This window comes from Mycobacterium simiae (assembly GCF_008370645.1).
GTDB lineage: Bacteria > Actinomycetota > Actinomycetes > Mycobacteriales > Mycobacteriaceae > Mycobacterium > Mycobacterium simiae_A.
On the sequence record NZ_VTZN01000187.1, the window covers coordinates 1 to 9,011 of the forward strand.

Annotated in this window: 7 protein-coding genes and 1 pseudogene; 7 read left to right on the top strand and 1 reads right to left on the bottom strand. The window is 66.4% G+C overall.

Annotation, left to right across the window (positions count from 1 at the left end; translation table 11 throughout):
• Positions 1 to 898: 898 nt before the first annotated feature.
• Positions 899 to 1,081, top strand: a pseudogene (locus F0Q45_RS30325) (PGRS repeat-containing protein); the annotation flags it as partial.
• Between the two features lie 1,168 nt (positions 1,082 to 2,249).
• Here F0Q45_RS30325 and F0Q45_RS21935 read toward each other — a convergent pair.
• Entirely contained in the window at positions 2,250 to 4,226 is a 1,977-nt protein-coding gene (locus tag F0Q45_RS21935; protein ID WP_149655932.1) for a PE domain-containing protein, read from the bottom strand.
• 542 nt (positions 4,227 to 4,768) lie between these two features.
• Between F0Q45_RS21935 and F0Q45_RS21940 the strand changes: the two genes are divergently transcribed.
• From F0Q45_RS21940 to F0Q45_RS21965, 6 genes are all read left to right on the top strand, one after another.
• Entirely contained in the window at positions 4,769 to 5,869 is a 1,101-nt protein-coding gene (locus tag F0Q45_RS21940; protein WP_149655933.1) for a tyrosine-type recombinase/integrase, read from the top strand.
• Positions 5,869 to 6,318 (top strand): hypothetical protein, encoded by a 450-nt coding sequence (locus F0Q45_RS21945; RefSeq protein WP_149655934.1) that lies wholly within the window; start codon positions 5,869 to 5,871, stop codon positions 6,316 to 6,318. Before F0Q45_RS21940 ends, F0Q45_RS21945 begins: the two co-directional genes overlap by 1 nt.
• A 90-nt stretch (positions 6,319 to 6,408) precedes the next feature.
• Entirely contained in the window at positions 6,409 to 6,651 is a 243-nt protein-coding gene (locus F0Q45_RS21950; protein ID WP_149655935.1) for an excisionase family DNA-binding protein, read from the top strand.
• A gap of 136 nt (positions 6,652 to 6,787) precedes the next feature.
• Complete coding sequence (locus tag F0Q45_RS21955) at positions 6,788 to 7,270, top strand: hypothetical protein (protein WP_149655936.1); 483 nt, start codon at positions 6,788 to 6,790, stop codon at positions 7,268 to 7,270.
• Positions 7,271 to 7,278: 8 nt separating this feature from the next.
• The gene (locus tag F0Q45_RS21960; protein WP_149655937.1) at positions 7,279 to 8,748 is read left to right on the top strand and encodes a DUF3631 domain-containing protein; all 1,470 of its coding nucleotides are present in this window, start codon (positions 7,279 to 7,281) and stop codon (positions 8,746 to 8,748) included.
• Complete coding sequence (locus F0Q45_RS21965; RefSeq protein WP_149655938.1) at positions 8,745 to 8,999, top strand: hypothetical protein; 255 nt, start codon at positions 8,745 to 8,747, stop codon at positions 8,997 to 8,999. The genes F0Q45_RS21960 and F0Q45_RS21965 overlap by 4 nt, the downstream gene beginning before the upstream one ends.
• The last annotated feature ends 12 nt before the right edge of the window (positions 9,000 to 9,011 follow it).

Sequence of the window (9,011 nt, forward strand, 5' to 3'; positions counted from 1 at the left end):
CGGCGGGGCCGGCGGAACGGGGGGGCTCGCAGGCAATAATGCGGACGGCGGTGCGGGCGGGGCCGGCGGCGCCGGCGGACTATTTGCCAGCGGCGGAACCGGCGGGGCCGGCGGGGCCGGCGCCGTCAATGGCGGGACCGGAGGGGCTGGTGGTACCGGCGGGATGTTCGCCAGCGGTGGCGCCGGCGGCCCCGGCGGATGGGGAACAACCGGCGGGTCCGGCGGGGCTGGCGGGTCCGGTGGGCTGTTCGGCGCCGGCGGTGACGGCGGCACCGGCGGGTTCGGAAACGGGAACTTTGGCGGCACCGGCGGGGCGGGCGGCAACGCCGGCCTACTCGCCGTCGGTTCCGGCGGGGCCGGAGGGTCCGGCGGCGCCAGCACTTTTGCCGCGGGCGGGGCCGGCGGGCTGGGCGGCAACGCCGGCCTGCTGGTCGGTGCCGGTGGGGCCGGCGGGGCCGGCGGGGCCGGCGGGTTGGGATCCCTCGCCGGTGGGTCCGGCGGAGCCGGCGGTAAGGCCGGGTTGTTGTGGGGCTCCGGCGGCCCCGGTGGGGCTGGCGGCGACGCCGGCATCGCCGCGGGTTCCCTCGGCGGTGGGGGTGGGGCCGGTGGCATGCCCGGGCTGATAGGCAACGGCGGTAACGGCGGTAACGGCGGCGGGAGCGCCGCCGCGGCCGGTACCGGCGGGCCCGGAGGAACCGGAGGCACCGCAATACTGGTCGGCAACGGCGGCAACGGCGCTAACGGCGGCACCGGAGCAACCGCGGGCAGCGTCGGCGCCGGTGGGATCAGCGGTCTGCTGCTGGGCGCAGACGGATTCAACGCTCCGGCCAGCACCTCGCCCCTGCACAATCTGCAGCAGCAGGTGCTCAACGCCGTCAATGGTCCCATCCAGAGCTTGACCGGGCGCCCGCTGATCGGCAACGGCGCCAACGGGACTGCGGGCACCGGGGCTGATGGCGGGGCCGGCGGATGGTTGTTCGGCAACGGCGGAACCGGCGGGTCCGGCGCGGCCGATATGCCCGGCGGCGCCGGCGGGGCCAGCGGGATCCTCTTCGGCGCCGGCGGGGCCGGCGGAGCCGGCGGCGCGTCGACGACCGGCGACGGTGGGGTCGGCGGCACCGGCGGGGCCGCCATGCTGTTCGGCGCCGGCGGCGCCGGCGGCGCAGGCGGGATCTCGTCAACCGGCACCGGCGGCGCCGGCGGGGCCGGCAGACTGCTCAACAGCGGCGGGGCAGGAGGGTCCGGCGGCGCAAGCGGGCTCACCATTTTCGGCTTGGCCGGTGGGGCCGGCGGTGCCGGCGGGGATAGCGTTGAAACTGGCGGAGCCGGCGGGAGCGGCGGTAACGCAGGCCTGTTGTTCGGCTCCGGCGGGGCGGGCGGATCCGGCGGACTCGGCGGCTCTGCCGGCGGAGCGGGCGGGGCCGGCGGTAAGGCCGGCCCCATCGCCGGCTCCGGCGGTGCCGGCGGAGCCGGTGGCGTTGCAATCAGCTTTGCCGGTGGGGCAGGCGGGGCCGGCGGCACCCCTGGGCTCATCGGCAATGGCGGTAACGGCGGTAGCGGTGGCGCCGTCGAATCGGTGGGTGTCGGTGGTGCCGGCGGCGTCGGGGGGACCGCCATCCTGATTGGAAATGGCGGCAACGGTGGCAACGCCGGGATCGGCCCAACCGCGGGTAGCGTTGGCGCCGGCGCTATCGGCGGGCAGTTACTTGGCCAGGACGGGAAGGCTGGATTGTTGCCTTGACAGGCAGATGACCTACGACCTGCGGCGCCCGCGTACCCACGGACTCATCGAACGCATTCCCGGCACCCGCCGCTACCGCATCACCGACACCGGCCTCAGCACGCGCCGCTGTTCACCCAGGCTCACGACCAATTGCTGCGCTCCGGTCTTGTTCAGATCAGCGACCGCGACCCCCCACAACCATCACGGCTGCGCGCCGCCGCTCGCGCGTACCTAGCCGCTTCCGACGATCTCACCTATCACGCACGACTCGCTGCCGAACCTAACCAATCAGGTGTTGCAGCGACCGCTTGAGTCTGACCCCGCACAAGTTGCAGCCGGTCGACAGCTAGTGAGGTGAGATCTGGCGCTCTGGCAATTTGTTGGTCCGCACGAGCGGACAAGGCGTGCAGTCTTGCCTGCGTTCAGGGGCTGCCTGACCCAGTCTCTTCGATCAGGGTTGTCAGGCAACGCTTTCCAGGCCCAGCAAGTCGCCCAGGCCGCCGCCGAGGAACCGGCTCGATGAGTCCTAGGGGAGGAAGGGGTTGAGAACCGGCGGGATAATGTCGTTGCCGGTCACACCGGTGAGCCGGACCCAGATCTGGGCGGGGATGTTAAGCGACTGGTAGACGCCGGCGCCGATCCATGAGACCGGCACCTGCAAGAAGCTGGGCACGGCATCGACAATGTCTTGTATCGGGTCGAACACCAGGTAAGGAATCGTGGCTACGACCGTGCGCGACCCCAGACTCACGTTGGTCGCGATATCGGGATAGCCCTGTCCGGCGAAATCGGCGCTGAGCACGCTGAACAGGTTGGGGCCGGGATCGACGTAAGTGCCATCGAAGACGGCCGACGTCAGGGGCGCACCCTGCATATACGGCAACGGCGGAATGCCGAAGTGATCCATGATCGTCGGCGTCGTGCTGACGATTTGCCACGAGTTGTTGATGAACCCGTCGGTCCCGTCATTGAAGGCCTGATCGAAGATCAGGAATGTCGCTGTCTCGCGGGGTGATTGAAAGCCATGAGTGAGGCTGAAATTTTGAGGTCCTGTTTCGCCATGGTCGGTGACCACGAGCGTGGAGAATTGCTCGCCGGGGTACATCTGCTCCCAGTCGGCTACGGCTCCCAACAGGCCTGAACCGCCCATACTCGTAGGAAGTTGCCGACCGAGATTGGCGTCCATATTCCGAATGGCCATCTGGTACTGCGGCGAATCACCGCCGTACATGTGCGCGTTTTCATCGACACCTACGAAGTAGGAGAAGATGAGATTGCCTTCGTTAGGATCGGCGGCCAGAATCGCGGCCTGGGATTTCTGGCCGACCAGGTTTTGCGTTGCTATCCAGTTCGTGTCGCCGGCGATCTGGGGGACGAATTCGATGTTGTCGGCGGGGTGCGAGCCGGCGCCGGCGATGTCGGTGATGACAGGCCAGTTGGCGATGACCGTGGTGTTGACCTGATCGCCCCAGGTGGCCTCGAGTTGGTTGTACACCGTCGACCAGGTGTCGTACGTCCAAGGCGTGAAGACATTGTTGGTCACGCCGGCCGTCTCGCTCCACACACCGGTCTGGATAGTGGTCCACGAGGGGTTGGAGATGCTGGTGTGCCCGACGATCGTCGACGCGGAGGTGACGCTATCCTGCATCAGCGCGTGGAAGTTCGGGGTGCCAGCCGGGTCGGCCAGGATTGCGGCCAGATTCGTGCCGTCGGTGCCGATCAACAGGAAATTCGCATCTGGCGCCATCGTCAGCAGAGCGAGGGCCTGTTGTTGAGACACCGACAGCACCGCTGGAGTCTCCCCAACGCTGCCGGTGGCTCCCGACGCGCCGAACAAGGACAACGCTCTTCCGCCCAACCCGCCGGTCCCGGCGGCGATGGATCCTATGCCGAGCCCGCCGACGCCGCCGCCCCCGCCGTTACCCAGCAGCCAGCCGCCCGTGCCGCCGGTGCCGCCGGCCCCGCCTCCGATGCCGCCGGTACCGCCAGGTCCACCGTTACCGATCAACCCGGCACTGCCGCCGGTCCCTCCCCGCTGGCCCACCGGACCCGACCCACCGGCGCCGCCATTGCCCAACAAAATCCCGCCCGCCCCACCGGGTTGCCCGGTGCCGGGCATGGCGTCAACCCCGTCGCCGATCAATGGACGCCCCAACAGAAAGTTCGTGGGCGCATTGATGGCACCCAGAATGTCGTCGACAACGACCTGCAGCGGGCCCGCATTGGCCGCCTCCGCCGCCGCATACGCCCGGCTGGCATCACTCAATGCCCGCACAAATCGCTCATGAAACGCCGCCGCCTGGGCACTGAGCGCCTGGTATTCCTGAGCGTGGCCGGAGAACAGCGATGCTATCGCCGCCGATACTTCGTCAGCGGCAGCGGCCATCAGCGTGCTGGTCGGGGCCAACGCCGCCAGGTTCGCCGCCAGCACCGAGGAACCGATACCCTCTGCATTTGCCGCTGCTATCGTCAGCAGGTCCGGCGCGGTGATTAGATACGACATGGTGGTCCTCCCACCCGGCAACTTGGTGGCCATCCGAAGATGTGACGAAGCCCATAATTGCACGATTCGGACGCTTTTCCGAGTAGTACACCGAGACAACTGCGCGGCACTGCAGAGGAGTGCGGCGTCGCGAGTCACCCCAGTCACACCGTGCACATGAGTCGCCCCGTAAGGGCCATCCACCCTGCATGCGTCGTCGCTTTCGGTCGCGACACAGCCATGGTCTGCGGTGCCCCGTCGATGGCGAGGTGCGTCGCGTCCTGGACGATGCCGCTGTCGAAAATAGGCGGGATCATCGTCGGCGCTGGCCCACCTGAAGCCGGAACGTTGCCGGGATGGGAGCGTCGTCGGGAAGGTACAGACTCTAGTGCCCCCGGCAGGATTCGAACCTGACTGAGCTTTCGGCGTGGCTGTTGTCATTACCTGTGGTTTCCGTGCTCTCAACAGTGGTTTAAGCACTTCCACCCATCCGGCAGTATGTCACATTGCCGGGCGTTGTGTAACACTCGTGTTGTGCATTTCTTGTGCAGAATTTACTGCTAATGGCCGCCAAGCGCCGCGGGTTCGGCCGCATCCGCGCCGAACGCTCCGGCCGCTTCAGCGCCGCCTACGTCGGGCCTGACGGCAAGCTCCACCTTGGCCCGCGCACCTATGTGCACCGAACCGACGCCGAGGCGTGGCTGGCCGCGGAACGCCGAAAAATCGACTTGGGTACCTGGGGTGCCGTCGAACGCTCCGACGGCATCACTCTGCGCACCTACGCCGATCGGTGGATTCAGCAGCGCCAGTTGCGCCCCCGCACCCGCCAACACTATGAGTCGATGTTGGAGCGGCTGATTCTGCCAGATCTGGGCGACGCCAAGATCGTCACGCTAACCCCGGCCCAGATTCGCCAGTGGCACGCTGGGCTTGGTTCCGATCACCCGACCCGCAATGCGCACTCCTATGCGCTGCTGCACGCCATCTGTGCCACTGCGGTGCAGGATGAAGTCCTCGACGCCAACCCGTGCCGGATCCGCGCCGCGATGCAGACCACCCGCAAGCGCGACGTCGAAGTGCTCACCCCGGCCGAGCTGGACCGCCTGGCCGCCAAGATGCCCGCCGAGCTACGCGCCAGCGTCCTGATGGCCGGATGGTGCGGATTGCGTTGGGGTGAAACCTCCGAACTCCGCAGAGGTGATGTCAGCGCGGATTGCAACGTGCTGCATATCCGCCGGGCGGTCACCTACCGGGGCGGCAAGTTCACTGTTGGGGAGCCGAAAACCCGCGCCGGATCCCGTGATGTCACAGTCCCGCCGCATATCCGGCCGATCCTCAAGGCGCACTTGAAGAGTCACGTCGGTAAGCCCGCCGACTCCCTGCTGTTCCCCGGCGCGGACGGCAACCACCTGCGCGCGGACCTGTACCGCACGCACTGGGAGAAAGCCCGCAAGGCTATCGGTAAGCCCAACTTGCGCGTCCATGACCTACGCCACGTCGGTGCAGTGCTGGCAGCTCAATCAGGCGCTACCACAGCGGAACTCATGCACAGACTTGGACACAGTACGGCCGCGATGGCGCTGCGGTACCAGCACGTCGCAGAGAACCGGGACGCCGTGATCGCCGAACGGTTGTCGAAACTCGCTGCGGGAGGCGGTGCGTAGTGACTGACGACGACGAGACCATTCGCGAATTGCGCCGGCTCGGGCACATGACCCGGCACGTCGACCACGACCTTGGCGTCACGTGGGATGACGGTGAGCGCCAGCCGGATGCCGTGGTGTGGTGTGAGGGCTCCTCTGGCCATCCGCACCCACGGGTGCCGCTCGAATCGTTCCGCCGCGAGGTCTTCATCTCCGGCCCCGGTCAAGTCGAGGAAACATGGTCGTGGAACCCGCACGAATCTGGCGACTCCGAGGCGCTGGTCCCGGGCCTGCGTGAATGGTCCCAGTACCAGTTCGACTGCCCCCGGTGCCCGATGCACGTTCTCGTCAAGGACATGAGCTTGCTGCACCGGCTGTTAAAGGGTTGCGCCGGCGCCGGCGGTGTATCACTGGCGCTGATCGACGCTGCGCAAAAGAAGGATGCGGCAACACGCCGCAAAAGGCCGTAACGACACTTTGCGTACCTTACGGGTACTCTGTGCTGCGAGTGGACGTTCCCTGTCTGGCTCCCTCTATCCGGAGGCATCTGCGGTATCCGCATGCCCCGAAAGAGGTTTCACGTGGTCAAATCCGCGAATATCCCCGCCAATCGCCGCGAACGTCGGCAACCCGAACCACTCATCGGGCTGCCTGAAGTTGCTATACAGGCTGGGGTCCACTACAGGACCGCGCGTCGTTGGGTAAAGAACGGGCAACTCGCCGCCACTCGGGTCGGGCCAAAGTTGTTGAAGGTCAAACAATCCGACCTTGATAAGTTCCTGACATCGGTCGGCGGTGCCTAATGCAGAGACGAAGAAGCCCGGCCGCTGAGGACCGGGCCACCCGCACGACGCCAATCGCTGTGCTCGATTCTACCCCGATCGCCCAGCAGCACACGGGCGGAGAGGTCGCCGCAGCCTCTATTGCGGGGTGCCCGGCATGATGGACCGCCAGATCTGCCCTGTCGGACCGGAGCCCGGCGTCGCCGAAATGTTGGTCGGGGCACTGATGTACAGCAGCAGCGCCGAAGCCGCTGCCGTCCTGGCGTTGGTCCATGATGACGACGTAGACCCGCCGCTGAACGTCTTGTTGAAGGCGATCCGGACACTGGTGGGCCGGGATGTTCCGCCGTCGCCGCAACTGACCCTGGATGAGCTGGGACGCACCGGCTCACTGACACGGCAGACGGCCACCGCACTGAGGACTGCCACAACGACCGGTGCATGCGCATCGGCGGCAGGGCATTACGCGGCAGCGGTAGTTTCCAAATCGCTGCGCCGCCAAACGGAGTCGGTCGGGACCGCGCTGGTTGCGGCGGCCGGCACTGCGCCCGAGGCCGACCTGACGCCGCTGGTCACCAATGCCGTGTTGACGATCCGCGACTGCGCCAGACGACTTGGCGCGCTGCGGGGTGAGATATGAGCGGCAGCATGTTTAGCGATCCTGTTTTTGCCGGCCCCGACAAACAGGTTGGCGGTGGTGAACTCCGTGACCTGACTGCCGAAATCCTGGATGCCATAGCGTCTTTCGTCCGGCGATTCGTTGTCTATCCGTCGCACCATGAACGCGTTGCGCATGTGCTGTGGATCGCGCACTGCTGGCTGATGGACCGCTGGGAATCGACGCCGCGAATCGCGTTCCTTTCGCCGGAACCGGGCAGCGGGAAATCGCGCGCCCTGGAAGTCACAGAACCGTTGGTGCCCCGGCCGGTACATGCCGTAAACACCACACCTGCGTACCTGTTCCGCAAGGTGTCCGACCCCGCCGGCCTGCCCACGCTGCTCTACGACGAGATCGACACGGTGTTCGGGCCGAGGGCCAAGGACAACGAAGAAATTCGCGGCATGCTGAACGCCGGCCACCGCAATGGGGCAATGGCCGGGCACTGTGTCGTCCGCGGCAAAGAGGTGTTCACCGAGGAACTGCCTGCATATTGCGCTGTGGCACTTGCCGGTTTAGACGACCTGCCCGACACACTGATGTCACGGAGTGTCGTAGTGCGGATGCGACGACGAGCCGCCGACGAACGTGTTGAACCGTGGCGGTTACGCCTGGTGAAGTCAGACGCACAGAGGCTCTATGACAACCTGGCCGCCTGGTCCAGTGTGGCGAAAGAGTCTCTTGTGGGGGACTTCTGGCCCAAAATGCCGAAGGGTGTCGATGATCGCGACGCCGACGTCTGGGAGGCGTTGTTGGCGGTCGCTGACCTCGCCGGGGAGCGATGGGCTAAGGCAGCCCGCGTAGCCGCTGTAACCCTTGTAACCGCATCCAAGCGGCGACCCCCGAGTATCGGCGTCCTGCTGTTGCGGGACATCAAGCGGGTGTTCGATGGCAGCAACCGCGACAGGCTGCCCACCGAGGAACTCATCACCGCCCTGTTGAAGCTCCCAGAATCGCCCTGGCCGACAATCCGTAGAGGCGAACCCATCGACGACCGTAGCCTTGCCCAGCGGCTACGGAAGTATGGTGTCACCTCCAAAGCTCACCGCGACGGAGGCAGCGTATTCAAGGGATACGCGGCGACCCAGTTCGCCGACGCATGGAAGCGTTATGTCGATGGCCTGATAGATGACAGTGACGACGAAGAACGCGAACACGCCTCGGAGAGGGGAGATTCGTCGGTTACACCGGTTACATCGGTTACAAACGACGAAACTCAGCTCCAATTCGTAACCGGTGTAACCGATGTAACCGAGTCAAACGGTCAAGCGACCGGCGAAGCTCGTCAATTCACTCCACCGACCGGCCCCGGCCGCTGCCCCAGGTGCGGCTGCCACGTCGCCACGCAAGGTCACAAACCCGACTGTCCGGTACCGGCAGCGCCCGGTGGCATCACTCCGGCCACTCCCGGCATGACTGACCGTGTAGCCGTCGCACTGGCAAAGGCAGGGCAGCCATGACCGGCGGCTACTGGGACGAACTGCCCGATGACCAGCGCGCCCTGCTGAGCAAGCTGGCGTGGAGATATCTACGCCGCCGAACCATCCCCGACCACGAAACCGCATGCGAACTCCTGGCGTGGCAGCAGTTGGATATCGAGATCACCGACGCGCATGGCCGCTGGCTAGAAAAGGTCAAAGCCGAAGTCGAGCAGTCAGGCCAGCAATGGACCCACGCCAACATGCTGCGGTACTGCGAGGGAATCGAATGACCCCCGCCACCC

What these genes read in the sequence shown, in the direction of transcription:
- F0Q45_RS21950 (WP_149655935.1), top strand. Translation starts at nt 6,409, where the DNA reads ATGCCCCGAAAGAGGTTTCACGTGGTCAAATCCGCGAATATCCCCGCC.
- F0Q45_RS21960 (WP_149655937.1), top strand. Translation starts at nt 7,279, where the DNA reads ATGTTTAGCGATCCTGTTTTTGCCGGCCCCGACAAACAGGTTGGCGGT.
- F0Q45_RS21935 (WP_149655932.1), bottom strand. Translation starts at nt 4,226, where the DNA reads ATGTCGTATCTAATCACCGCGCCGGACCTGCTGACGATAGCAGCGGCA.
- F0Q45_RS21965 (WP_149655938.1), top strand. Translation starts at nt 8,745, where the DNA reads ATGACCGGCGGCTACTGGGACGAACTGCCCGATGACCAGCGCGCCCTG.
- F0Q45_RS21940 (WP_149655933.1), top strand. Translation starts at nt 4,769, where the DNA reads ATGGCCGCCAAGCGCCGCGGGTTCGGCCGCATCCGCGCCGAACGCTCC.
- F0Q45_RS21955 (WP_149655936.1), top strand. Translation starts at nt 6,788, where the DNA reads ATGATGGACCGCCAGATCTGCCCTGTCGGACCGGAGCCCGGCGTCGCC.